The sequence below is a fragment of the Aeromonas simiae genome, assembly GCF_000820125.1.
Classification (GTDB): domain Bacteria; phylum Pseudomonadota; class Gammaproteobacteria; order Enterobacterales; family Aeromonadaceae; genus Aeromonas; species Aeromonas simiae.
The window spans coordinates 67,016-90,601 of record NZ_CDBY01000049.1 but is presented as its reverse complement, the minus strand read 5'-3'; the positions used below and the strand labels follow the sequence as shown (position 1 = coordinate 90,601).

At 62.2% G+C, this 23,586-nt stretch carries 19 protein-coding genes and 1 pseudogene; 7 read left to right on the top strand and 13 right to left on the bottom strand.

The genetic code is table 11. The features are described from left to right. Positions 1–163 precede the first annotated feature (163 nt). The 5 genes from BN1134_RS08915 to BN1134_RS08900 all read right to left on the bottom strand — a co-directional run bounded on the left by BN1134_RS08915 (position 164) and on the right by BN1134_RS08900 (position 6,078). A complete protein-coding gene (locus BN1134_RS08915) occupies positions 164–1,507 on the bottom strand; it encodes an APC family permease (protein WP_042046692.1) in 1,344 nt (447 codons plus the stop codon). After that, a complete protein-coding gene (locus BN1134_RS20300) occupies positions 1,507–1,641 on the bottom strand; it encodes a hypothetical protein (protein WP_264293165.1) in 135 nt (44 codons plus the stop codon). The genes BN1134_RS08915 and BN1134_RS20300 overlap by 1 nt, the downstream gene beginning before the upstream one ends. Before the next feature lie 229 nt (positions 1,642–1,870). Beyond that, complete coding sequence (gene gabT, locus BN1134_RS08910; protein ID WP_042046691.1) at positions 1,871–3,160, bottom strand: 4-aminobutyrate--2-oxoglutarate transaminase; 1,290 nt, start codon at positions 3,158–3,160, stop codon at positions 1,871–1,873. 73 nt (positions 3,161–3,233) lie between these two features. Beyond that, positions 3,234–4,682, bottom strand: coding sequence for an NAD-dependent succinate-semialdehyde dehydrogenase (locus BN1134_RS08905; protein WP_042046689.1), 1,449 nt, complete (start codon positions 4,680–4,682; stop codon positions 3,234–3,236). 7 nt (positions 4,683–4,689) lie between these two features. After that, positions 4,690–6,078, bottom strand: a complete 1,389-nt coding sequence (locus tag BN1134_RS08900) for a glutamine synthetase family protein (RefSeq protein WP_042046687.1) — start codon at positions 6,076–6,078, stop codon at positions 4,690–4,692. A gap of 236 nt (positions 6,079–6,314) precedes the next feature. On the opposite strand from BN1134_RS08900, the gene BN1134_RS08895 reads away from it, so the two are divergent. After that, positions 6,315–7,592 (top strand): NAD(P)/FAD-dependent oxidoreductase, encoded by a 1,278-nt coding sequence (locus BN1134_RS08895; RefSeq protein ID WP_042046686.1) that lies wholly within the window; start codon positions 6,315–6,317, stop codon positions 7,590–7,592. A gap of 57 nt (positions 7,593–7,649) precedes the next feature. Here BN1134_RS08895 and BN1134_RS08890 read toward each other — a convergent pair whose 3' ends face one another. Then, positions 7,650–9,539, bottom strand: a complete 1,890-nt coding sequence (locus tag BN1134_RS08890; RefSeq protein WP_042046685.1) for a PTS fructose transporter subunit IIABC — start codon at positions 9,537–9,539, stop codon at positions 7,650–7,652. A 488-nt stretch (positions 9,540–10,027) separates the two neighbouring features. Here BN1134_RS08890 and ggt point away from each other — a divergent pair, with 488 nt between their 5' ends. Continuing rightward, positions 10,028–11,815, top strand: a complete 1,788-nt coding sequence (ggt, locus tag BN1134_RS08885) for a gamma-glutamyltransferase (protein WP_042046739.1) — start codon at positions 10,028–10,030, stop codon at positions 11,813–11,815. Positions 11,816–12,008: 193 nt separating this feature from the next. Next, positions 12,009–12,404, top strand: coding sequence for a hypothetical protein (locus BN1134_RS08880; RefSeq protein ID WP_042046682.1), 396 nt, complete (start codon positions 12,009–12,011; stop codon positions 12,402–12,404). 187 nt (positions 12,405–12,591) lie between these two features. Here the strand turns inward: BN1134_RS08880 and manA are convergent, their stop codons facing one another. Next, complete coding sequence (gene manA, locus BN1134_RS08875; RefSeq protein ID WP_042046681.1) at positions 12,592–13,776, bottom strand: mannose-6-phosphate isomerase, class I; 1,185 nt, start codon at positions 13,774–13,776, stop codon at positions 12,592–12,594. Between the two features lie 104 nt (positions 13,777–13,880). On the opposite strand from manA, the pseudogene BN1134_RS08870 reads away from it, so the two are divergent. Continuing rightward, positions 13,881–14,719: pseudogene (locus BN1134_RS08870) on the top strand (helix-turn-helix transcriptional regulator). Here BN1134_RS08870 and BN1134_RS08865 read toward each other — a convergent pair. The 3 genes from BN1134_RS08865 to BN1134_RS08855 form a co-directional block, all read right to left on the bottom strand. Continuing rightward, entirely contained in the window at positions 14,661–15,476 is an 816-nt protein-coding gene (locus BN1134_RS08865) for a PTS sugar transporter subunit IIA (RefSeq protein ID WP_042046679.1), read from the bottom strand. The pseudogene BN1134_RS08870 and the gene BN1134_RS08865 overlap by 59 nt on opposite strands. Then, on the bottom strand, positions 15,463–15,774 hold the full coding sequence (locus BN1134_RS08860; protein WP_042046677.1) for a PTS fructose transporter subunit IIB: 312 nt from the start codon (positions 15,772–15,774) through the stop codon (positions 15,463–15,465). The genes BN1134_RS08865 and BN1134_RS08860 overlap by 14 nt, the downstream gene beginning before the upstream one ends. Before the next feature lie 69 nt (positions 15,775–15,843). Then, entirely contained in the window at positions 15,844–16,341 is a 498-nt protein-coding gene (locus tag BN1134_RS08855) for an SRPBCC family protein (RefSeq protein ID WP_042046676.1), read from the bottom strand. A gap of 188 nt (positions 16,342–16,529) precedes the next feature. On the opposite strand from BN1134_RS08855, the gene BN1134_RS19255 reads away from it, so the two are divergent. The 3 genes from BN1134_RS19255 to BN1134_RS08840 all read left to right on the top strand — a co-directional run bounded on the left by BN1134_RS19255 (position 16,530) and on the right by BN1134_RS08840 (position 17,686). After that, on the top strand, positions 16,530–16,700 hold the full coding sequence (locus BN1134_RS19255; protein WP_042046674.1) for a YqaE/Pmp3 family membrane protein: 171 nt from the start codon (positions 16,530–16,532) through the stop codon (positions 16,698–16,700). 2 nt (positions 16,701–16,702) lie between these two features. Further along, positions 16,703–17,128, top strand: a complete 426-nt coding sequence (locus tag BN1134_RS08845; RefSeq protein WP_156991721.1) for a GNAT family N-acetyltransferase — start codon at positions 16,703–16,705, stop codon at positions 17,126–17,128. 150 nt (positions 17,129–17,278) lie between these two features. Then, positions 17,279–17,686 (top strand): H-NS family histone-like protein, encoded by a 408-nt coding sequence (locus tag BN1134_RS08840; RefSeq protein ID WP_042046672.1) that lies wholly within the window; start codon positions 17,279–17,281, stop codon positions 17,684–17,686. Between the two features lie 131 nt (positions 17,687–17,817). Here the strand turns inward: BN1134_RS08840 and mscK are convergent, their stop codons facing one another. From mscK to ptsI, 3 genes are all read right to left on the bottom strand, one after another. Continuing rightward, positions 17,818–21,141: a mechanosensitive channel MscK gene (gene mscK / locus BN1134_RS08835; protein ID WP_042046671.1), complete on the bottom strand. Its 3,324-nt coding sequence runs from the start codon at positions 21,139–21,141 to the stop codon at positions 17,818–17,820. Between the two features lie 148 nt (positions 21,142–21,289). Further along, positions 21,290–21,799: a PTS glucose transporter subunit IIA gene (gene crr, locus BN1134_RS08830; RefSeq protein WP_042046669.1), complete on the bottom strand. Its 510-nt coding sequence runs from the start codon at positions 21,797–21,799 to the stop codon at positions 21,290–21,292. 43 nt (positions 21,800–21,842) lie between these two features. Further along, positions 21,843–23,570: a phosphoenolpyruvate-protein phosphotransferase PtsI gene (gene ptsI, locus BN1134_RS08825; protein WP_042046667.1), complete on the bottom strand. Its 1,728-nt coding sequence runs from the start codon at positions 23,568–23,570 to the stop codon at positions 21,843–21,845. Positions 23,571–23,586 lie beyond the last annotated feature (16 nt).

The following is a 23,586-nucleotide window of genomic DNA, read 5'->3' as shown; positions in this document are numbered from 1 at the left end:
GCCCAAAGAGAGGGGGGGAGACAAGCAAAAAGGCGCACGCTGACGCTTTTTATTTTGGGTGTGAGCAGTCACTATCGTTGTTGTTGTTTTCCCCTTTGATGAGTGCTTTGTTAGCAATAAAAAAAGAGCCCGCGAAGGGCTCTTTTTAATGGCGCACAGGGGCTTATTGGGCCTTCGCCTCCTGAGGCAGCAGGTTGACCCGGAACACCGTCAGACGCAGCAGCAGATAGAGGGCACCGAGGCCGGCCCAGATCACCCCCAGCTCGAAGGAGGCGGGCTCAAGGTTGAGCCACAGCACCCCGATGCAGGCGGCGCCACACAGGGGCAGGGCCAGGAACACCAGATGATCCCGCAGCGTCTTGTTGTGGCCGAGCTTGACGTAGAAGTGGGCGATCACCGCCAGATTGACGAAGGTGAAGGCCACCAGGGCGCCGAAGTTGATCAGCGCCAGCGCCATCTCCAGATCGAACGAGATGGCCGAGAGGGAGAGCACCCCCACCAGCAGTACGTTGAGGGCCGGGGTCTGCCAGGTCGGATGCACGTAAGAGAAGAAGCGCTTTGGCAAGGCGCGGTCACGCCCCATCACATAGAGCAGGCGCGACACACCGGCATGGGAGGCGAGCCCGGAGGCGAGCACCGCCACCGTGGTCGACACCAGCACGATGGTCTGAAACAGCTTGCCCCCCACATAGAGGGCGATCTCCGGCAGCACCGCATCCGGGTGCTGGAAGCGGGAGATGTCCGGGAAGAACAGCTGCAAGAAATAAGAGACGGTGATGAACAGCACGCCGCCGATCAGCGCGGTGAGCACGATGGCGCGCGGGATCACCCGGGAGGCGTCCGGCGTCTCTTCACACAGGGTGCTGATGGCATCGAAGCCGAGAAACGAGAGGCACAGGATTGAGGCGCCGGTCAGCAGCGGCAGCACGTGCATCTGCTCGGAGAAGAAAGGCCGGCTGCTCGCCATGGTGCCAAGCCCTTCGCCGTTGTGCACGCCCCAGGCGATGAGGCCGATGAAGACGGCGATGATGCTGAACTGGATCAGCACGATCAGGCTATTGAAGTTGGCCACCAGCTTGATGCCGCGCAGGTTGAGGAAGGTCATCACGCTGGCCAGCGTCAGGATGTAAGTCCAGGGGGCGACACCGGGCAGCAGGGTTTCCATGTAGATCTTGGCCAGCAGCATGTTGATCATCGGCATGAACATGTAGTCGAGCAGGGAGACCCAGCCCACCATGAAGCCGACATAGGGGTGAAACACCTTCTGGGCGTAGGTATAGGCAGAGCCTGCCGAGGGGAACTTGCGCACCAGGTGGCCATAGCTCAGGGCGGTGAACAGCATGCCGAGCAGGGCGAACAGATAGGCGGTCGGCACGTGGCCTTCGGTGATTTCGGTGACGATACCGAAGGTGTCGAACACGGCCATCGGGGTGAGATAGGCCAGCCCCATGATCACCACATGCCACAGTTTCAGGGTCTTCTTCAGACCAACAGCCTGGGTCTGCATCATGCATCCTCCCCTGTCTGCGCCATCCGGACGCAGTGATTCAACGACAGCAGGGCCTGACGGCGCTGGGTCTCAGAGGCGCCATATTGGCGCACACCGGCATGGGCCGGCAGGAAAGCATGCGGATGCTTCATGGTGTTCCTCACTGCGGCAAGAGATGGTGTGCCATCTCGCTATCACTTCCGGACGGGATGCCGGCCTCTGGTTATGGGTGGATCTACCATGGAAGAAGGACCGAGCGCACGGGGCGGCATCGGTCCTTCAAAGGCGGCGCATTGTGCCTCCACTCCCCCCCCTTGACAAGCGCAAATCAATGAGAAAACAGCATTAATTTTCGCTTGTAAGCGGTCACTTTCCCCCTGGTCAGGCCAGTACGGCCTCCAGGGATTGTTCGAGGAGATAAAGTCCTTCCGCGATGAGCGGCGCCGGGGTGGTCAGGGGGGCCAGAAAGCGGATCACGTTGCCGCGCACTCCGCACGAGAGCAGCACCAGGCCGCGCTGGCCCGCCTCGGCCACCAGCCGCTTGGTGAGATCCGGATCGGGCCGGGTCGCATCGCCGTTTTTCACCAGCTCCATCGCCACCATGGCGCCGGGGCCGCGGATCTGGCCGATGCAGTCGAAGCGCTCGGCCAGGCGGTGCAGTCCCGCCTTGAGCTGCTCGCCCTGAGCCAGCGCTTTTTGGTTGAGCTGTTCCTCCTCGATCAGATCCAGCACCGCCAGGGCGGCGGCGCAGGCAATCGGCGCGCCGGCGTAGGTGCCGCCGAGGCCGCCCGGCTTGGCGGCGTTCATCACCGCCTCCTTGCCGACCACGGCCGAGAGCGGGAAACCGCCGGCCAGGCTTTTGGCCAGGGTCATGATGTCCGGCTCGATGCCGGCGTACTCACAGGCGAAGGTCTTGCCGGTGCGGCAGAAACCGCTCTGGATCTCGTCGCAGATGAGCAAGATCCCGTGCTGGTCGCAGAGGCGGCGCAGGGCCTGCAAAAAGCCGGGGGCGGCGACATAGAATCCCCCTTCCCCCTGCACCGGCTCGATGATGATGGCGGCGACCCGGGTTGGCTCGATGTCGGCGGCAAACAGGGCTTCGAGGGCGGTGAGGGAGTGCTCCTCACTGATGCCGAGGTAATCGCAGGGAAAGGGGAGGTGGTAGATCTCGGCCGGGAAGGGGCCAAAACCCGCCTTGTAGGGGGCGACCTTGCCGGTCAGCGCCATGCCCATCAGGGTGCGGCCGTGAAAGCCCCCCTTGAAGGCGATGACGCCGGGGCGCCCTGTGTAGGTGCGGGCAATCTTGACGGCGTTCTCCACCGCCTCGGCACCGGTCGAAAGCAGCAAGGTGCGCTTGGGAGTGGGGCCGGGTACCAGGGCATTGAGCCGCTCGGCTAGCTCGACATAACCGCTGTAAGGGGTCACCTGAAAGCAGGTGTGGCTAAAATGCTCGAGCTGGGCGCGCACCGCGGCCACCACCTTGGGGTGGTTGTGGCCGGTGTTGAGCACGGCAATGCCGGAGGCAAAGTCGATGTAGCGCTTGCCCTCGACGTCCCACAGCTCGGCGTTCTCGGCCCGAGTGATGAACGCCGGCAGCAGGGTGCCGACCCCCTGGACCACGGCGGCCTCGCGGCGCGCCTGCCACTCCCGGTTGCTGGATGGATGGCTCATGTCTCCTCCCTGAGACGGGCGCCGGGCGCCCTGATGTGTGGATGAGCCGGGCCCAAGGCCCGGCGTGTCACGGCTAGCGGATGCCGCCGAAACAGAGGTACTTGGTCTCCAGGTACTCCTCGAGCCCCTCGGCCGCCCCCTCGCGACCCAGCCCCGACTCCTTGATGCCGCCAAAGGGGGCCAGCTCGGTCGAGATGAGCCCCTCGTTGATCCCCACCATGCCGTATTCAAGCCGCTCGGCCACTCGCCACACCCGGGCGATGTCGCGGCCATAGAAGTAGCAGGCCAGTCCGTAGGGGGTGTCGTTGGCCAGGGCTATCGCCTCCTCTTCGCTGGCGAAGCGCACCACGGGCGCGACCGGGCCGAAGATCTCTTCGGTCAGGATCGGGTTGTCCGGCTGCACCCCGGTGAGCAGGGTCGGGGCATAGAAAAGTGCCCCGGCGCCGTGGCGCTCACCACCGCACACCAGGGTGGCGCCGGCGGCGCGGGCGGCGGCAACCAGCCCCTCCACCTTGTCGATGGCCGCCGGGTTGATGAGCGGCCCTATCTGGGTGCCCTCCTGCATGCCGTCGCCAACCTTGAGGGCGGCGATGGCGGCGCCATAGCGGGCGACAAACTGGTCGTGGATGCCGTCTTGCACCAGGATGCGGTTGGCACAGACGCAGGTCTGGCCGGCGTTGCGGAACTTGGAGGCGATGGCCCCGGCCACGGCGGCATCGAGATCCGCATCATCGAAGACGATGAAGGGGGCGTTGCCGCCGAGCTCCAGCGACAGCCGCTTCATGGTGTCGGCGCACTGGCGCATCAACAGCTTGCCGATGCCGGTCGAGCCGGTGAAGGAGAGCTTGCGCACCGTCTTGTTGCTGCACAGCTCGTTGCCCACCGCGCTTGCCTGATGGGAGGTCACGATGTTGATGACGCCGGCCGGCACGCCGGCCTGCTCGGCCAGGGCCGCCAGCGCCAGGGCGCACAGCGGGGTCTCGGCGGCCGGCTTGATGACGATGGTACAACCGGCGGCCAGCGCCGGGCCGGCCTTGCGGGTGATCATGGCAATTGGGAAGTTCCACGGCGTGATAGCGGCAACCACCCCGACCGGCTGCTTGATGGTGGCCAGGCGGCGATCGCCGGAGAAGCCGGGGATGGTGCGGCCATAGGCGCGCTTGCCCTCTTCGGCGAACCACTGGATGAAGCTGGCGCCGTAGGTGACCTCCCCCTTGGCCTCGGCCAGCGGCTTGCCCTGCTCGCAGGTCATGATGCGCGCCAGCTCGTCGGCATGCTCGGTGATGGCGTCAAACCAGGCGTAGAGGCAACGGCTGCGCTCCTTGGCGGTGAGGGCGGCCCAGGCCGGCTGGGCCGCGGCGGCCGCGTCGATGGCGCGGCGGGTGTCGGCGCCGTCCATGTCGGGAACCCGGGTGATGATGGCGCCATTGGCCGGGTTGAGCACGTCGAAGGTGCGGCCGCTTTCGGCCGGGCACCAGCGACCGTCGATGAAGGCCTGGGACTTGATGAGGGAGTGGGACATGGGAACCTCAGGTGGTTTTCAGAATCCAGTTGAGCTCAAGCTCGGTGACGTGCCGCTCAAATTGCAGCAGCTCGTCATTCTTACAGACGTGATAGATATGGCAAAACTCCTCACCCAAATAGTGTTTGAGCACGTCGCACTGCTCGAACTCGGCCAGGGCATCGCTCATGCGAAACGGGAAGCTGTCCCCCTCGACGATGAGGCCGTTGCCCACCACGGGGGGCGGCGGCTGCAATCGGTGCTCGAGGCCGTGTTGCAGGGCGGCCAGGATGGCCGCGACCACCAGATAGGGGTTGGCATCGGCGCCGGCCACCCTGTGCTCGATGCGGCGATCCTGGCGATCGCCGCACGGGATGCGCAGGGCCACGGTGCGGTTGTTGTGGCCCCATGAGGCGTGCAGCGGCACATACATGCCGGGCTGGAAGCGGCGGTAGGAGTTGACGTTGGGGGCGAGCAGGGCGATCGAGGCGGGCAGCAGGTCTATCATGCCCGCCACCGCGTGCAACAGCAGCGGCGAGTCGTCCCCCTCGGCGTCGGAGAAGAGGTTGTTGCCCTGCTCGTCGACGATGCTGATGTGAATGTGCATGCCGCTGCCCGCCTGATCCGGGTAGGGCTTGGCCATGAAGGTGGCCTCCATCTCGTGACGCTCGGCCACCCCGTGAATGAGGCGCTTGAGGGCCAGCGCCTCGTCACAGGCGGCCAGCACATCGGCGCTGTGGCGCAGGTTGATCTCGAACTGGCCGGGCGCGGCCTCGGCCACGGCCCCATCGAGCGGCAGCCCCTGCTGCTCGGCCAGGGCGTGCACCTCTTGCAGGAAGTCGTCGAAGTCGTTGAGGTTGTCCACCGAGTAGACTTGGGCACCGACATCGCGGCGCTGGGTCACCGGCGAGCAGGGGGGCTGGATGCGACCACTTTCGTCCCGCTCTCGGTCGATGAGGTAGAACTCCAGCTCGACCGCCACCACGGGGTGGATGCCGCGCGCCTTGAGCGCCTCCCACTGGCGCTGGAGAATATTGCGTGGCTCGATGGGCATGGGGGCCTCGTCGTCCCCCTGCATGGTCAGCAGCAGCTGGCCGACCCGCTCCGGATCGCTGGCCGCCGGCATCAGGGTGCCTGGGATGGGCACGCAGCGGTGATCCGGCTCACCGAGATCCTGACCAAGCCCCGACTCTTCAACCGTATTGCCGTTGATATCCAGGGCAAACACCGAGACGGGGAAGTAGCACCCCTTCTCGAGTTTTTCCAGGGAACCAATGGGAATGCGCTTGCCGCGCAGGATGCCGTTGAGATCCGGCAGCAGCATGTCCATGTACTGCAGATCCGGGTGGTGCTCGAAGAAGCGGATGGCCTCCTCCATGAACGGACTTCGCACGCCATCCTTGGTCGTGTGATGCATAGGTCACCTTTGCGGGCTGTCAAGAATATTGAGCATATTCTGACCTTATGATGGCCCCCCCTGTTTTGCAAGTGTTAAATATATTTGAAAGTTAATGGGGCCGCATGCTAGAAAAAGGCCATATCAGCGGGAAATATGGCCTCGTTAGCGGTTTTTTAAAACGACAGGTGTTTATTATTTTAATCAACCCCTGTTGGCTATCGCGAACGGCCAGGATGGCTGCAAGGAGCAGGGAGATGACAGGACACGTCAACAGTTACTACGCCGCCAGCGCCAACCCTCACGTGCCATGGCCCCGTCTCGAGGAGGGCCTGACATGCGATGTCTGCGTAGTGGGGGGCGGCTACACCGGTCTCTCCAGTGCGCTGCATCTGGCCGAGCGGGGCTACAAGGTGGTACTGCTCGAGGCCAGCCGCATCGGCTTTGGCGCCAGTGGCCGCAATGGCGGCCAGATCGTCAACTCCTTCAGCCGCGACATCGACACCATAGAGCGCAACTGCCCCCCCGCCCAGGCCAAGCTGCTCGGCAGCATGCTGTTTGAGGGGAGCGAGATCATCCGCGAGCGGATCGAGCGTTACCGCATCCAGTGCGATCACCGGGTCGGCGGGGTGTTCGCCGCCGACACCGAGCGGCAGCTGCACGAGCTTAAAGCCCAGCAGGCGCGCTGGCAGCGCTGGGGCAATGAGCGGCTGGAGCTGCTCGATCGGGAGGGGATCAGACGGGTGGTGCAAAGCGATCGCTACGTGGGCGGCCTGCTCGATCTGAGCGGCGGCCACCTCCATCCGCTCAACCTGGCCCTTGGCGAAGCCGAGGCGATCCGCTCCCTCGGCGGCCTTATCTTCGAGCAATCCCCGGTGACGGATCTGGTGGCGGGGGAGGTCGTGACGGTGAAGAGTGAGCGGGGCTCGGTCAGGGCACGCTTCGTGGTGGTGGCCGGTAATGCCTATCTCGGCAATCTGGTGCCCGAGCTGGCGGCCAAATCGATGCCCTGCGGCACTCAGGTGTTGACCACAGAGGTGCTCGGTGAGGCGCGGGCCCGCGAGTTGTTGCCGCAAAACTACTGCGTTGAGGACTGCAACTACCTGCTCGACTACTACCGCACCAGCGCCGATCACCGCCTCATCTATGGCGGTGGGGTGGTCTACGGCGCGCGCGATCCGGCCGACATAGCGCGGCTCATCATGCCTAAGCTGCTCAAGACCTTCCCGCAGCTGGCCGGGGTCAGGGTGGAGTACAGCTGGACCGGCAACTTCCTGCTGACCCTGTCGCGGCTGCCCCAGTTTGGCCGCATCGGCAGCAACATCTATTACATGCAGGGCTACAGCGGCCACGGGGTCACCTGTACCCATCTGGCCGGCCGGCTGCTGGCCGAGGCCCTCGCCGGCCAGGCCGAGCGTTTCGATGCCTTCGCCAACCTGCCTCACTACCCCTTCCCGGGCGGGCGCCTGCTACGGGTCCCGCTCACCGCCATGGGGGCGGTCTGGTACAGCCTGCGCGATCGGCTCGGCATCTAGCACCCGAAACAAAGAAGTAAGGCCACCTCGCGGTGGCCTTACTGGTGGTGGCTGCGCTTACGCCAGGGCAGCACTGCGGCTCATGCGCCCTTTTTTGAGTGCGACGGCGACGATCCCTGTGATGACGGCGCCGGTCAACATGCACAGCAGCGCCAGCAGCGGCTTGTTCATGGCGCCGAGCAGGGCCACGATCGGGCCGCCGTGGGCCACGCTGTTGGTGATGCCGAGCAGGAAGGCCATGACGGCGGCGACCATGCTGCCGAGCACGTTGGCCGGAATGACCGCCAGCGGATCGCGGGCGGCAAACGGAATGGCCCCCTCGGAGATCCCCACCAGCCCCATGGCGGCGGCTGCCTTGCCCGCTTCAATCTCGCTCTTGTCGAAAAGATTGAGCTTGCGGCCAAGCACGGTAGCCAGCCCCATGCCGAGCGGCGCCACCGGGATGGCACAGGCCATGGCCCCCATGAACTGGGTCTGGCCCGAGGCGATCATCCCGACCGAGAACAGGAAGGCCACCTTGTTGACCGGGCCGCCCATGTCAAAGCCCGCCATGCCGCCGAGCACGATGCCGAGCAGCACCAGGCTGCCGCCGCTCATGGAGAGCAGCAGGGCATTGAGGCCGGCCATCATATCGGCGATCGGGGCGCCGATGATGAAGATGAAGACGGCGGCGATGAACAGGGAGGCGGTGATGGGGGCGATCAGGATCGGCACCAGTGGCTGCACCATCTTGTGGTAGTGGCGGGTGGCGATCCAGCGCACCAGGTAGCCGACCAGCAGGCCCGCTATGATGGCGCCGATGAAGCCGGTGCCGGCATCGGCGCCGTAGAAGCTGCCGTCGTTGGCGATCCAGCCGCCGATGAAGCCCGGTGCCAGGGCCGGGCGGTCGGCGATGGCGTAAGCGATATAGCCTGCCAGGATCGGGATCATCAGCTTGAAGGCGACCACGCCGACGTTGAGGATCTGGTTCCACATGCTCCCCTCGGGGATCTGCATCCCGTTCGGGGTCGGGTGGCCGCCAATGGCCAGCGACAGGGCGATGAGCAGGCCCCCGGTCACCACGAAGGGGATCATGTGGGAGACGCCGTTCATCAGGAAGCGGTAGAGATCGGTGCGCCCCGACCCCGGCTTCTCGGTGGGTTTATCTCCCTGGCTGGCCACGTAGGCGGGGGCCTTGAGTGCCTGCTGGATCACCCCCTTGCCATCCTTGATCGGCGCCTTGACGCCGGTCTCGATAAGGGGCTTGCCGGCGAAGCGGGAGAGATCGACCTGGCGGTCGCAGGCCACCACGATGGCGCTGGCCCTGGCTATCTCCTCCGCGCTCGGGCTATTTCTCACCCCGATGGAACCGTTGGTTTCGACCTTGATCTGATAACCCAGTTCGGCGGCGGCCTGCTCCAGTGCCTCGGCGGCCAGGTAGGTGTGGGCGACGCCGGTCGGGCAGCCGGTGACACCGATGAGAAAGCCCTGATCGGCCACCCTGTCGATGGTGCGATCCTGTTTGCCCTCAAGCAGCATGGCCAGGGCATCGGCCGGGGTGGTCGCCCGCAGCAGGCGGGCGATGAAGCCCTCCTCGATCAGCTTGGTCGAGAGCTCGGCCAGCACCTCGATGTGATGGTCGGCCCCGCCGGCGGGGGAGGCGATCATGAAGAAGAGGTGCGAAGGCTGACCATCTTCGGCGCCGTAGTCGATGCCGGCACGGCTGATGCCGATGGCCACCGCCGGTTGCAGCACGGCGACACTCTTGGCGTGAGGCAGGGCCACCCCCTCCTCGAAGCCGGTGTTGCCGAGGGACTCGCGCTCCCACAAGTCGGCCACAAACTGTCGCTCGTCGCCGATGCGCCCCTGGCGGGCCAGCAGGCGGGCCATCTCGCTAAATACCGCTTCCTTGCTGCTGGCCGTCAGGTTCAGGCAGATCAGCTGCTCGTTGATCAAAGACGTGATCATGTCGCTCTCCCCTTCCTCGTGGAAGTTCAGTTATCGATGGGGTCTTGGAGCGATTATCTGCCGCCTCATGGCGATAGGAAATTGCACTGGCGTTGCATTAACTGGACTTATGTTGCATCGAATCCGCTATGTGATCGCCCTCGCAAATAGCCGCCTCTCTGTCACCATCTACAGCTGATGAATAAAATTGTTACTATTCATATAGATGTGTGCATTTCTTGATGGGGATGCGATCTGTGTCGGTGGTCAACGAAACGAGTTGGGGGGCGAAATCTGTAAATTTGTAGCACTGATAAGGCGGTGGAAGGGCGCTCTCCATGTGGATGTTGCGGCTCTCTCTTAGCGGCTGGCCGAGGGGAGGAGGGGCACTGCGATATCCGTTCCGTTGTGATTGATATCTAACTCATTGATCGAATATGAGAAGTTGAACATGGGGCTGGAGTATGACACCGTCTGATGGTTTTTTGTTCGAGACGGGGCGCATCCATATGACACACAGATCACTGCTGCTGGCGCTGGCCTTGCTGGCTGGCTGCCAAGGCAACGGCCACCACGAAGCCCGCTTTCACTATGAGCCCACGGCTCAGGTGCCGGTTGATCCCGAGGCGGCCAGTGGCTGGCACGCCAAACCGGGTTGGCAGGGCCGCGAATTTATGGTGGCGGCGGCTAATCCGCTGGCGGTCGATGCCGGCTATCAGGTGATCCGCGCCGGGGGCTCGGCGGTGGATGCCGCCATTGCGGTGCAACTGGTGCTGACCCTGGTCGAGCCGCAATCGTCCGGGATTGGTGGGGGCTCCCTGATGCTGGTGTGGGATGGTCATCAGGTCAGCGCTGTGGATGGTCGTGAAACGGCGCCGGCCGCAGCAAACGAGCAGCTCTTCATGCAAGGGGGCAAGCCGATGCCCTTCTTCGCCGGTGTGGTGGGGGGCCGCTCGGTGGGAACCCCTGGCACGGTGCGGGCCCTGGCGCTGGCCCATGAGCGTTATGGCAAGCTGCCCTGGAAAGATCTCTTCACTCCCGCCATCACGTTGGCCGAGCAGGGCTTTTTCATCAGCCCACGACTGGCCTCCTTGCTGGCGGTTGAGCCCTATCTGGCCAAGGACCCCGAGGCGCGCGCCTATTTCTTTTTGCCCGATGGCTCACCCAAGCCGGCTGGCACACGCCTGACCAACCCCGCGTTGGCCAAGGTGCTGCGCACTCTGGCTGAGCAGGGGCCCGATGCCTTCTACCGGGGCGCCCTTGCCGAGGCCATGGTGGCCAAGGTGCGCCAGCACCCGGACAATCCCGGCCTGCTGAGCCTGAGCGATCTGACCCACTACCGCGTCAAGCTGCGTGACGGCCTCTGTTTTGACTATCGCCAGCACCGGATCTGCGGCTTCCCACCCCCCAGCTCAGGCACCCTGGCCCTCGGCCAGATCTTCGGCATGCTGGAGCACGTTGACATGGCGGCCCTGCCCCCAGTTCGGGGCGAAGATGGCCGGTTGGCTGCTTCAGCCGACGCCATCCACTACTACAGCGAGGCGGCGCGGTTGGCCTTTGCCGACCGGGATCGCTACGTGGCCGACAGCGACTTTGTGTCGGTGCCACAGGCCGGGATGCTCGACAAGGGGTATCTGGCCGAGCGGGCGCGCCTCATCGGTGCGCGCAGCATGGGTAAGGCGGTGCCCGGTACGCCCCCGCAAGCCGTGGTACGTGGGCAGGATGCGACCCCAGAGTTTCCCTCCACCACCCATGTGGCCATCGTCGATCGCGACGGCATGGCAGTCTCCATGACCAGCACCATAGAGAACGGCTTTGGCTCGCGCCTCATGGTCAACGGCTACCTGCTCAACAACGAGCTGACCGACTTCTCCTTTACCCCGGTGGATGAGGCGGGCCTGCCGGTGGCCAACCGCATCGAGCCCGGCAAGCGGCCACGCTCCTCCATGTCTCCCTTGCTGGTGTTTAGTAAACCAAGCGGCGAGTTGGTGATGAACCTCGGCTCGCCCGGTGGGTCGGCCATTATCAACTACGTGGGCAAGACCCTGCTCGGTACTTTGGATTGGGGGCTGAACCTGCAACAGGCCATCGATCTACCCAACTTCGGCAGCCGTAATGGCCCGACCGAGCTTGAAGAGAAGTACACGCCGCCTTCGGTGATCGAGGGGCTCAAGGCCAAGGGGCATGAGGTGATTCTCGGGGAGCAGACCTCCGGATTGCAGGGAGTGCAGCGTAACGCCGAAGGGTGGTTTGGCGCCGCCGATCCCCGGCGTGAAGGGGTCGCCAAGGGGGAGTAGTGCCCTTTGCCACCTTGTCGCAGCGCCGCCCGATGGGCGGCGTTTTTCATCGGCGCAACCCAGATGCCCGGTGTCATATCACATCAAGAGGATGGCTCGCCTCTTTCGCCCCCTTTAGGGGCTGCGGTTTTACACTCCGCGCCCCCTTTGACTAAGGTGATAGCGCTCAACCCACAACAACAGGTAATTCAAGATGAAGCGAATCATTGTGTTACTGGCGCTGTGCGCCATGGGGATCGGCGCGGCTCAGGCCGCTCCTATGCAGAGCTGCGCCGATCAGGCGGCAGCCAAGAAGCTGGCCGGGGCGGCCAAGACCAGCTTTGTCGACAAGTGCATGCGTACCCAGAATCAAGCCAGCCCCATGGCCCGTTGTGAGCAGGCAGCCAAGGAGAAGAAGCTCTCGGGGGCGGCCAAGACCAGTTTCATCAATAAATGCGTCAAGGATGCTGGTGGCCCAGGAATGCCAGGCATGGGCAATCACTGCGAGCAGTCGGCGGCCGACAAGAAACTGGCCGGGGCAGCCAAGCAGAGCTTTATGCAAAAGTGCATGAAGGACATGAAAGGCATGAAGGACATGAAAGGCAGTTGATGCGCTGCCAATACCGACAGGGGAGCCCGAGCTCCCCTTCGTTTTTCTGGTAGGTCACCAGTTGAGTGCAGGCGAGCCCATGTGACGGGTGGGGATCAAGTGACCACGCCAAGGCGCCAGAAACGTGACGCTGGGCACGAAATGAAAAGGGGGACCCTCGTCCCCCTTTCGCATGTGGCAGGATCGCTCAGCCATTGCCGGCCCGGGCAAACCGCCCCTTGGCCTGCACCCGATAACAACCGGTGACCGCGGGCACGAAGGCCGATTGTCCCGGCTGCAAGCTCAGGGACGCGCCCTCCTGCACCAGCGACAATTCGCCATCGATGGCCAGCAGCACCTCGGCGCTGGCGCTGTGCAGCTCGTGCTGCCCGGCCGGGTAGACGCTGAAGGTGAAATCCGGCACCGGCACGTCGAAGTGCTGCACCGCCCCCTCCAGGCGGGGCGCCAGCATTATCTTCTCCGCCGGCGTGGGCTCGCAGCGGGTGCAGGAGAGCAGCTCCTCCACGTCCATGTGCTTGCCGGTCAAGCCGGCGCGCAGCACGTTGTCCGAGTTGGCCATGATTTCCAGCCCCGCGCCACGGATGTAGGCGTGCGGCGTGCCGGCGCCTAAGTACATGGCCTGGCCCGGCGCCAGGGTCACCACGTGCAGCAGCAGCGGCGCAAACAGCCCCACGTCCCCTGGGTACTGCTCGAACAAGTCGAGCACGGCGGCGAAGGTCTCCTCCTCGCGGTGGGCCATTGCGGCGGCGTGCAGTGCCGCGAACGCCTCCTCTTTGGCGTGCCCCTGCAAGGTCAGCAGGGCGCGAAAAAAGCACGCCAGCCCGGAAGGGGTCTGCTCGGCGGCGAAGGCGCTGACCAAAGACGCCAGGCTCGGCGCGGCAACCAACTGGAACAGGGCGAGGATGGCGGCGAAGTCGCGAAAACCGTTCATCGCCTGATAGGGGGTGAGGGCGAACACCAGCTCGGGCTTGTGGTTGTCATCGCGGTAGTTGCGGTTTGGCGCGTTGGCGGCGAGCCCGGCGGCGTTATCGCGGGCAAAGCCGGCCTGAGCTTGCCCCTTGCTCGGGTGCACCTGTACCGAGAGGGCTTTCTCGGCGCACAGCACCTTGAACAGGAACGGCAGGGCGCCAACAGGCGCGGCGCTGGCGCCGAGGGTGGCCTCGGGGTGGGCGGCGATGAGGTCGGCCAAACGAGTGGGGGCACCGTCCACCTCGACCAAGGAGCAGCCGTTGGGGTGGGCGCCCATCCACAGCTCGGCCTGGGGCGCCCCTTCGGGGTTGGGTAGGCCAAACAGGGTGGTGAGGGCCGTGCGGCTGCCCCACTCGTAATGCTGAACCGGGTTGGTCATGCGGTAGAAGGCGTTCAGGCTCATGAGGGCCCCCTCGTGTGGCTATATGGGTCTGGCGCCGGACTATAACACGGGGTGATGGGGCGGCAACCCGTGCCGCCCGCTTCCCCCCTTAATCGGGATCAAGCATGAATATTATCTTTACCCAGTTGCTGGATGGTCTGCTTGGCGATGAGGCCGGGTTCGCTTCGCCACCGATCAGGGGGTACCGCCTGGGTTCAGTTATCAGGTTAACTTTCCCCGTCTCGAACTGGTGTTCAGTGGCCGTTATGTCAACCAGCTCTGGTCACCGGAGGGGACGCAAGAGGTGGCGATCCTGCCCGGTGAAGCCCTCTATATTCCCCCCAATGCCTGGAACAAACCCGACTGGGCCCATGAGTGCTCGGTGCTGAGCCTGCTGTTTGGCAAGCGTCAGTTGGGGTTTAGTCTGGTGGCCAAGCACAAGGGGGAAGAGGGGTTCTTCGATGTGCAAAAGCACAGCATTCCGGCGGGGGCGGGGCGAGCGCTGGAGCACATTCTGCTCTCCCTCAACACCCTGGCTCAGGAGGCGGTGACCGCTCCCATGGATAACCACTTGCTGCGGGCACTGCTCTCTTACTCACGGCAACTGCTGGCTGAGTCGGCGCAGGGCAGGCCACGCGGGGCGGATCTGTTCCACGGCATCTGCATCTACATTCAGGAGAACTTCCACCGCCCGATCAGTCGCGAGAGCATCGCTCAACGTTTTAATCTGTCGCCGAGCCACCTGTCGCGCCTGTTTCGCCAGCAGGGGCACATGCGCCTGGCCGATTACATCAGTTGGGTGCGGCTGGAGCGGGCCAAGTTCATGCTCAAGAAGTACCGTTTTCGCCTCGAAGAGGTGGCCAGTCGCTGCGGCTATCGCGACGTGAACTACTTTTGCCGGGTCTTCAAACAGAAGACGGGGCTGACGCCGTCCCAATATCGTGGTTTGTGCCCGCCGGGATGAGCCCCTCGAGCAGAATGGCGCGGCGGGCGGCGGGGGTACTGGCGCGTAGCAAGGCGGGGCAGAAGCGATCGTCCAGCAGGGCGCGCACCAGATGAGAGAGGGGACGCAGGTGCTCCTCGTGAGAGCGCTCGGGCAGGGCCAGCAGGATGACCAGCTGCACCGGGCCGAGCGATGACTGCCACTCCAGCGGGGTGGGGCTGTAGACCATGTCCAGGCAGGGAGCCAAGACGCTGCTGCTCATCACGTGGGGCATGGCCAGTCCGGGGCGCATCACGGTGGCGCACACCTGCTCACGGGTTAGCAGGTGGCGCATCAGTTGGGCCGGATCTCGCAGCCGCGAGTCGGGGAGCTGATTCACCAGCTGCTGCAAGCACTCCTGCTTGTCAGCACGCTTGAGGCGATCTGGTCTGGCGGGAGGAAAGTGGTAATCGGGCAGGTGCTGGCTCAGCCGCCGGTCTATTTCGTCATGGTCGGTTGGGCGGGGGCCCAGCAGCGCGCCCTGCTCGTTGACCCAGGAGGTCAGCACCAGATGGGCTAACTCGGCATCACAGCCCTCAATGACCAGCTGGCACAGATCGCCTGGGCATACCCCTAACGCCAGCACGGTGAGCGGTTGCGCCGGGTTGGCCTGTTGACGGCGGGTGAGGTTGAGCAGCAGCAGGCGGGATTGAAACAGCCCCCCCAGTCGGCGGAGTCGCTGGGCCTGGCAAATGGTCAGTGGGTGCCGGCAGTAGAAGGTCAGCTCACGCTGCAACATGCGCGATGGCGGCCTTGAGCACGGCGGAGGCATCGAGTAGGACCGCCTCCAGCGACACGACCCGTTGCGGGCAGCCGAGGAAGCGCTCTTTTTGCTCGATATCGGTGTCCGAGGCGATGAGCACCAGATCGGCCTGCGCGATGTCACGGGCGGTGAGGATATTTTCGATCCCCATGGCCCCTTGAGTCTCCACCTTGAGCCTGAGTCCCAGTGCGGCGGCGGCCTTTTGCAGGGCATCGGCCGCCATATAGGTGTGGGCTATGCCTGTCGGGCAGGAGGTAATGGCGATCAGCTTCATGGATGACCACTCGTTAGCAGGAAGAGGCTCAGGATAGCGCCAATCCTCTGTGCTGCCAACGCACCGGGATCAGCCATCACCCAGCAGCGCTTCACGCTCAGGGGGTTGCTGCCAGTTGATGGGCCCGTGCAGCAGGCGCCAGCGCAAGCGTGGCAGCAGCACGTTGAACCACTCGTCGCGGAAGAACTCGAAGGCTTCATCCCACTGGGGATCGTCGGCCCAACCGGTCTGGAACAGATAGAGGCGGGTGCCCATTCCTTCAGGCATGAAGCGCAGGCAAACCTGGGTTTTCTGGTGGCGGATATGGGTGAAATGGGGGGGGAAGTTCCAGCTAAAACTCAGCAATTGATAAGGCATGACCGCCATGACCCTGCACCCTTCAGTGCCCCGCTCGCCATAAGCGGCATCGGGACGAAAGAAGATCTCAAATGGGCCATTTGGCTCGGGGACGACCAGGCAATCCGGGGCGAAGAAGCTACGAATTCCGCACTCCGTTGTCCATGCATTCCAGACCGACTCTAACGGTGCCGGCAGTAGTATGTTCCCGGCAAGCTGTTTGCTGTCCATCTCAACCCCTGTTCACTGGTGGTTAATCCACCAATCATCATGCCTCTTTGAGACCGAAAGGGGTAGCGCTATGACGCGTCAATGAACGTCAGAGCAATCTATCAATAGCAGGGTGTGAGAAGGGTCACGATTGCCACCAGGAGGGCGGACTCCTAATGTAGAGGCGTCCTTTCACTGGAGTTTGTGCCATGGCACCGCTTATCAAGATTTTGCTCGCTATATTCCTGCCCCCCGTATGCGCGTTTATCCAGGTCGGGCTCAGCCTGCACTTTCTACTCAACATCGTGCTAACGCTGCTCGGAGGTGTGCCCGGTATGGTGCATGCACTCTGGTTGGTCGTGACTGACAAGCGAGGTTGAACATGATCATCCGAATGGCTGAAGCGTGCGATCAGGCCGCCCTGGCGGCCCTCTTTCTGCGGGTTCGTCGCGAGACATTTCATTGGGCCGATGTCAGCCGCTTCCACCTGCAGGACTGGGCCGAGCAGAGTGAGGGGGAGCAGGTCTGGGTCGCAGAGCAAGGGGAGCGGCTGTGCGGCCTGGTCTCCCTCTGGCAGCCGGATTGGTTTGTTCACCATCTCTATGTCAGCCGGGAGCACAGAGGCATGGGGATTGGTCGTCGCTTGCTGGAGGTTGCACTGGATCAGCGCAGCGCGGCGGCCACGCTAAAGGTGGCGAGCCACAACTGCGTGGCGTTGGGTTTTTATCATCGCCTCGGTTGGCATAATAGCGATGAGCAGGGAGAGTGCGAGCTGACGGGGCCCTGGGTGAAATTGCGGCTGCCGTGAAAAGGCGTCAATTAAAAAGAAAAAGAGTGCAATATTGCCTGTTGCCTATTTGGGGAGGTGATATTTCTCCCAGACAATATTGTCTCTATTCTATTCCGTGTTATTCTCTGAATGGTTAATCCCTGTCTTTTTACTCCCCGTGAGGAAGCAATGAACGAATTCCTTAAGGTTCTTCTGAACGTACGCAGTCTGCGTGCAGCTCTGCGTGAACTCTCTTTTGAACAACTGCAGGAAGCTCATGAAAAATTTGAGCTGATTTATAACGAGCGCATGGACAGCGTCGAGCAGGAGCGCGCCGAGCAGGAAGAACGCAAGCGCAAGCTGGCTGAATTCAGCGAGCTGTTGCAACAGGCGGGTATCGATCCGCGTGAGCTGGTGGGCAGCGCTGCCGCCGAAAAGAGTGAAGTGGCCTCGAAGAGCAAGCGAGCGCCGCGCCCGGCCAAGTACAAGTATCAAGAGAATGGCCAGGAGAAGACCTGGACCGGCCAAGGCCGTATGCCCAAGGTGATCGCCGAGGCGGTGGCCGCTGGTGGCAGCATCGATGATTTCTTGCTCTAAGCGTTATCGCAATAAAAATGCCGCCTGAGGGCGGCATTTTTATTGGTCAATGGATGACGGATTAATCTGATTGAATAACCACTAATAATAAAAACGGGCTCATCAAGAGCCCGTTTCCGTTTGATTACCCCTTATTGGGATACTGGGGGGGGCGGCAGTGAGGATCGCGATTCGATCTTCTGTTCATCCCCCTGCAGATTCTTGATATAGACATCCATCTGGTTGAAGGCGATATCGATATTGTTTTCCCTAAATAGCACATCGATTCGCCGGTTCAGCTCATCAATAGCCGGGTTACGATCGCCCAATTCGCTCACGAAGAAGCGCAGCTCATGATCCAGCGTGCTGGGACCGAAGGTCAGGAAATAGACGATGGGGTCGGGATCTTTGAGCACACGGCTATTTTCGAGCGCCGCTTGCTTGAGCAATTGGCGAGTCAGTTCGAGATCCGAGCCATAGGCCACCCCGACCCGCACGATCACCCGGGTCACCGTATCGCTCAACGACCAGTTGATGAGCCGTTCGGTCATCAGCTGCTGATTGGGGATGATCACCTCTTTACGGTCGAAGTCGGTGATGGTGGTGGCGCGGATGCGGATCTTGGAGACGGTGCCAGAGAAGGTGCCGATGGTGACGGTGTCACCGATGCGAACCGGACGCTCGAACAGGATGATGATGCCCGAGACGAAATTAGACACGATCTGCTGCATACCAAAACCGATACCGACCGAGAGACCGGCGGCCAGCCATTGCAGTTTGTCCCACTGCACGCCGAGCAGCGCCAGTGCGCTGAGGGTACCTATCCCCATCAGCACATAGTTGAGCATGGTGGTGATGGCGTAGGCGGTACCCTGACCCAGGCGCAGGCGTGAGAGCACCAGCACCTCAAGCAGGCCCGGCAGGTTGCGGGCCAACGACCAGGCGGCGCCGAGCACGAAGAAGCCGGTCATCACGTCGCGCAGGCTGATGGGGTAGAGCACCGCATTGGCGCCGGCGCCCTCGCTCTTGTGCCACAGCACGATGCCGTCGAGGTAGGAGAAGACCGCCACCAGATCGGACCACAACCAGTAGAAGGCGATGCCAAACACGCCGAGCAGGGCGATGCGGGTGAGGCGCAGCGACTGCTGGCTCACCTCTTCCAGCGCCATCGGCTGCTCTTCAATGGTCTCGCCCCCCTCGGCATCCTCGCTGGCCTTCTCTTTTTGCTCGCGCTTGGCGACGGCGCGGCGCCAGGCGAGGCGTCGCGCTGCCAGCTCGAGGCCACGCAGGGCGGTGCGATAGACTAGGCTCCACACCAAAATGAGGTAGAAAGACTCGATCAGCCGGCCGGTGAGCTTGAGCGCCGTGTAGTAGTAGCCCATCACCACCAGCACGATCAGCGCCACCGGAGCCAGTGCCAGCGCGATGGCGGTGACAGAGTGCAGCAGGCTTCCCTCTTCCCCCTGCATGCGCGCGCGCGAGATGGGGAAGACCAGATAGGTGGTCAGGCCAAGCAGCAGCAAGGTGAGGGTCTGGCCGATCACATCGTTGCCGAGGGTCGAGGGCTCGACCACCCCCTTGGTCGACAGCATGATGAGGGGCAGCAGGGGCAACCACAGATAGCGCATGCTGCCGTACTTGGCCTGCAGTTCGGCCTTGCTCAGGCGAAAATGGGTTTCGGCGATGCCGCCCGGACGCATAACATCCAGATAGAGGCCGAACACCAGATAGCCGAGCGCCAAGTTGACCGTGATGAGGAAGATCAGTTTGGCGCTGAGCAACCCGCAATAGGTCAGCAGCAGGCCGCTGGCTCCGATGAAGAGGCTACCCGGCAGGCGGGTGACCAGCGCCCATAGCAGCGCCTTGGGGGTGTGCCACTGGCTGTCATGGCGAAAACGCCCCAGATCCTTGGCGATCTTCTCCTGCTTGTGACGCAGTAGCGGACGCTTCCAGCGCAACAGACCACCCACCAGCAGCATCGGCAAGGCCAGCAGGCTGATGGGGAGGAGCATCTCCCCCCAGTGTTTCCAGTCAGGGCGCAGCACCCAGTCGGAAGACTGTTTGAAAGCCTGGGCTGGCCAGCTCAGGAACCAGCCGAGATCGATGGGTTTATTGCTGCTGACCCAGAAGATGTGTTGCTGCAGGGTAAACTCGATCTGGTCGTAGACGCGCTGGATCTGCTGTTGGGTCAGTTGCAGGCTGATGGCCGTGGTGAGCTGGGCATCGAGCTGGCGGTTGAGCTGATCGAGCAGATCGACCCGAGTGTCGATGAGCTCGCCGAGCGCCTTCTTGTCCTCTTCGCTGACCGGATCCGGATTCTGGGCGATGAGGGCGTCGATGAACTGGCTCTTCTGGAACAGCTCATCGCGCTGCTGGCTCAGCTCAAACTGGGCCAGATGCAGGTCGGCGATCTGCTCTTCCAGATTCTTGACCATCTGGTTGGGGGCGCTCTCAAGTTGCTGATAGAGCTGGTAGAGGATGCGCGAGAGCAGCAGGTTGCCCTTGAGCATCTGCACCTGCTCGTTGAGGTTGCGCTCCATCTGGGTGCCGCGCTCCAGCCAGCTCTTGGCTTGCATGTTCTTCTGGGTCAGCTGGTTGAGCTTGCTGGTGGCATCGATAAGCTGTTGGCTGAGCTGGTAGTTAGTCTCCTGCTCCTGCTGTACCAATGGGTTATTTTGTCTCGCCACCAGCTCACCGCTCTGCTCGGCGGCCTTCTCGGTATCACCGAGTCGTTTGGCGCTGAGCAAGCGTTGCAGCAGTTCGAGGCGCTTCTCTTCCTGATTGAGGTGGGCCGTCAGCAGATCTCGCTGCTTGGTGGTGAGCTCCTGAATGGCGCTCCGGCTGTCGAGATCCTTCTGCAGCTGGGTCAGGTTGAGTTCGATCAGCGCCTGCTCGCTCTCCAGCTTCATCTTCTCGGCGCTACTGACTCCGTCACCGCTGCCGAGGCGGGTACGGATCTCCTGGCTGCGCTGGTAGCCCTTGCTCATGTTGGCCTGGGCCCGCTCCGGCAGGGTTTGCAGGTTGGTGAGTGTGCTGTTGATCGCGCCCAGCTTCTCCTGCATGTCCTGCAACTCGGTCAGGGTGGTGCTCTGTAACTGCTCCAGCCGGGCCAGGCTGTAGTTGGCGTACTCTTTCTCGAGGGACTCAGTTTGGCTCTCCTTGCCAATGGCAAGCAGCTTGCTGTTGGTCTCTTCCAGCTCATTAGGCAGGGTTTTGACCCGCAGGGTATGGGCCTTGGCCTTGCTCTTGGCCTTGTCGATCGCCTCCAGCGTGGTCAGGGTTTCATTGAGCCATTTCTGGTCGTTCTGCTGGGCTGCCGTCAGTTTGTCCACCTTGCCGAGTTCGTCAAGTTGGCGCTGAACCTGGGCATGGGTGGGAAGCTCCTGCGCATGGAGCGGGAAACCAAGCAGCGATACGACGATGCATAGGGTGCTCAGTATGGGGGCTAAACGAAAACCTGATTTCTTGGGAAACATAGCGGTTCCGGATCTACGCGGTGGATATCAAGGGAAAAGCGCGCGGATTCTATCACTGGCTACTGGAGGGGGGCAGAGGGGGACAAAAAAAAACCGAAGCCACTGGCTTCGGTTTTTTTATGACCAGCGCGGTGAGACCGCGTCAGGCTTACTTCTTGATACGCAGAACCGGGGTTTCGCCCACGGTGACGGTACCTGTCAGCTTGGTCAGTTCTTTGATCTCATCCATGTTGGAGATGACGACCGGAGTCAGGGTGGACTTGGCCTTCTCTTCCAGCAGAGCCAGATCGAACTCGATAACCACGTCGCCCTTCTTAACCTGCTGACCTTCCTGAGCGATACGCTTGAAGCCTTCGCCCTTCAGCTCAACGGTGTCGATACCGAAGTGAACGAACAGCTCGATGCCGCTGTCGGACTCCAGGGAGAACGCATGGTTGGTCTCGAAGATCTTGCCGATGGTGCCATCGCACGGCGCAACCATCTTGTTGCCAGCCGGTTTGATAGCAATACCGTCGCCCACGATCTTCTCGGCAAACACGACATCCGGTACATCTTCGATCGGAACAATTTCACCGGACAGCGGGGCAAAAATCTCGATGCCGCCGGTATCGCTGCTGTCGTCGGAGACCAGTTTCTTCAGTTTGTCGAACAGACCCATAGTAAAGCTCCTAGAGAATTATTGTCGCTGTTTGCAGCCGATCTTAGCAGACTGCCTTCTGCTTGATAAAGCTATCGACGCAGGCTTCGATTTCGGCGGCGGTTGCAAAGCTCAGTGCTTGGTCTGCCATCGCCTTCACATCATCGAAGTTGGTATTACGGATAAGCTTCTTGATGCGCGGAATGGAGATGGCGCTCATGGAGAACTCATCCAGCCCCATCCCCAGCAGCAGCAGGGTAGCTCGCTCATCACCGGCCAGTTCACCACACATACCAGTCCACTTGCCTTCGGCATGGGAGGCGTCGATCACCATCTTGATCAGCGTCAGGACGGAGGGCGACAGCGGGTTGTACATGGCGGAGATCATCTCGTTGCCACGGTCAACCGCCAGGGTGTACTGGGTCAGATCGTTGGTACCGATGCTGAAGAAGTCTACTTCCTTGGCCAGGTGGCGAGCCATCACGGCAGCCGCCGGGGTTTCCACCATGATACCTACTTCGATGTCCTCATCAAAGGCATGGCCTTCGGCACGCAATTCGGCCTTGAGCTGTTCCACGGTAGCCTTGAGGCTGCGGAACTCTTCGACGGAGATGATCATCGGGAACATGATGCGCAGCTTGCCGAAGGCAGAGGCACGCAGGATGGCGCGCAGCTGGGCATTCATGATGTCGGTACGGTCGAAGAAGATGCGCACGGCGCGCCAGCCCAGGAACGGGTTCATCTCCTTCGGGAAGTTCATGTAGGGCAATTCCTTGTCACCACCGATGTCCATGGTGCGGACGATGATCGGTTGGTTCGGCATGGCCTCTGCCACTTCTTTATAGGCCTGGAATTGCTCATCTTCGCTCGGCAGGGCGTCGCGATCCATGAACAGAAATTCGGTACGGTACAGACCCACGCCTTCGGCGCCGTTGCGGATGGCGCCGTCAGTGTCCTTGACGGTACCGATGTTGGCGCAAACCTCGACCTGATGACCATCCAGGGTGATGGCCGGCAGATCCTTGAGCTTGGCCAGCTCTTCCTTCTCCGCCAGGTGACGAGCCTGGGTCTCTTTGAACTGGGTCAGCTCGGCTTCGCTCGGATTGAGTACCACCTTGTTGTTGATGGCGTCGAGCAGCATCATATCGCCATTCTTGACGCGACTGGTGATGTCGTTGGTGCCCACGATGGCCGGCAGCTCCAGAGAGCGGGCCATGATGGAGGTGTGGGAAGTACGGCCACCGATGTCGGTGACAAAACCCAGCACGTATTTCAAGTTGATCTGAGCGGTTTCGGACGGGGTCAGGTCTTTGGCGACCAGGATGACCTCTTCGTCGATGGTGCTCAGGTTGACAACCGGAATACCCAGCACGTTCTTGATGAGGCGGGTACCGATGTCACGAAAGTCGGTCGCACGTTCGCGCAGATAAGGGTCATCGAGCTCGGCCATCATGTTGGCGTACTGCTCGATGACTTCATGGATCGCTCGGTCGGCGGTCGCATTGTTCTCTTTGATGAAGGACTTGATATCGCCTTCCAGCTCTTCATCTTCGAGCAACATGATGTGGCCTTCGAAGATGGCCTCTTTTTCTTCCCCGAAGGTACGACCGGCCATCTCTTTGATGGCTTCCAACTGGGTAGCCGATTTGGCTCGGGCTTCAATGAAGCGATTGATTTCGGTGTCAGCCTGCTCGCCAGTGATGGGCGTCTGGTTGATAACGATTTCTTCTTCTTTCAAAAGAAGCGCCTTGCCGAATGCGATACCGGGAGACGCAAGAATGCCAGATATCATAACCCTTCCTAATAGA

Bases quoted from the DNA above. Each gene is read 5' to 3' on its own strand.
- BN1134_RS08915 (WP_042046692.1), bottom strand. From the start codon at position 1,507: ATGCAGACCCAGGCTGTTGGTCTGAAGAAGACCCTGAAACTGTGGCAT.
- BN1134_RS20300 (WP_264293165.1), bottom strand. From the start codon at position 1,641: ATGAAGCATCCGCATGCTTTCCTGCCGGCCCATGCCGGTGTGCGCCAA.
- gabT (WP_042046691.1), bottom strand. From the start codon at position 3,160: ATGAGCCATCCATCCAGCAACCGGGAGTGGCAGGCGCGCCGCGAGGCC.
- BN1134_RS08905 (WP_042046689.1), bottom strand. From the start codon at position 4,682: ATGTCCCACTCCCTCATCAAGTCCCAGGCCTTCATCGACGGTCGCTGG.
- BN1134_RS08900 (WP_042046687.1), bottom strand. From the start codon at position 6,078: ATGCATCACACGACCAAGGATGGCGTGCGAAGTCCGTTCATGGAGGAG.
- BN1134_RS08895 (WP_042046686.1), top strand. From the start codon at position 6,315: ATGACAGGACACGTCAACAGTTACTACGCCGCCAGCGCCAACCCTCAC.
- BN1134_RS08890 (WP_042046685.1), bottom strand. From the start codon at position 9,539: ATGATCACGTCTTTGATCAACGAGCAGCTGATCTGCCTGAACCTGACG.
- ggt (WP_042046739.1), top strand. From the start codon at position 10,028: ATGACACACAGATCACTGCTGCTGGCGCTGGCCTTGCTGGCTGGCTGC.
- BN1134_RS08880 (WP_042046682.1), top strand. From the start codon at position 12,009: ATGAAGCGAATCATTGTGTTACTGGCGCTGTGCGCCATGGGGATCGGC.
- manA (WP_042046681.1), bottom strand. From the start codon at position 13,776: ATGAGCCTGAACGCCTTCTACCGCATGACCAACCCGGTTCAGCATTAC.
- BN1134_RS08865 (WP_042046679.1), bottom strand. From the start codon at position 15,476: ATGTTGCAGCGTGAGCTGACCTTCTACTGCCGGCACCCACTGACCATT.
- BN1134_RS08860 (WP_042046677.1), bottom strand. From the start codon at position 15,774: ATGAAGCTGATCGCCATTACCTCCTGCCCGACAGGCATAGCCCACACC.
- BN1134_RS08855 (WP_042046676.1), bottom strand. From the start codon at position 16,341: ATGGACAGCAAACAGCTTGCCGGGAACATACTACTGCCGGCACCGTTA.
- BN1134_RS19255 (WP_042046674.1), top strand. From the start codon at position 16,530: ATGGCACCGCTTATCAAGATTTTGCTCGCTATATTCCTGCCCCCCGTA.
- BN1134_RS08845 (WP_156991721.1), top strand. From the start codon at position 16,703: ATGATCATCCGAATGGCTGAAGCGTGCGATCAGGCCGCCCTGGCGGCC.
- BN1134_RS08840 (WP_042046672.1), top strand. From the start codon at position 17,279: ATGAACGAATTCCTTAAGGTTCTTCTGAACGTACGCAGTCTGCGTGCA.
- mscK (WP_042046671.1), bottom strand. From the start codon at position 21,141: ATGTTTCCCAAGAAATCAGGTTTTCGTTTAGCCCCCATACTGAGCACC.
- crr (WP_042046669.1), bottom strand. From the start codon at position 21,799: ATGGGTCTGTTCGACAAACTGAAGAAACTGGTCTCCGACGACAGCAGC.
- ptsI (WP_042046667.1), bottom strand. From the start codon at position 23,570: ATGATATCTGGCATTCTTGCGTCTCCCGGTATCGCATTCGGCAAGGCG.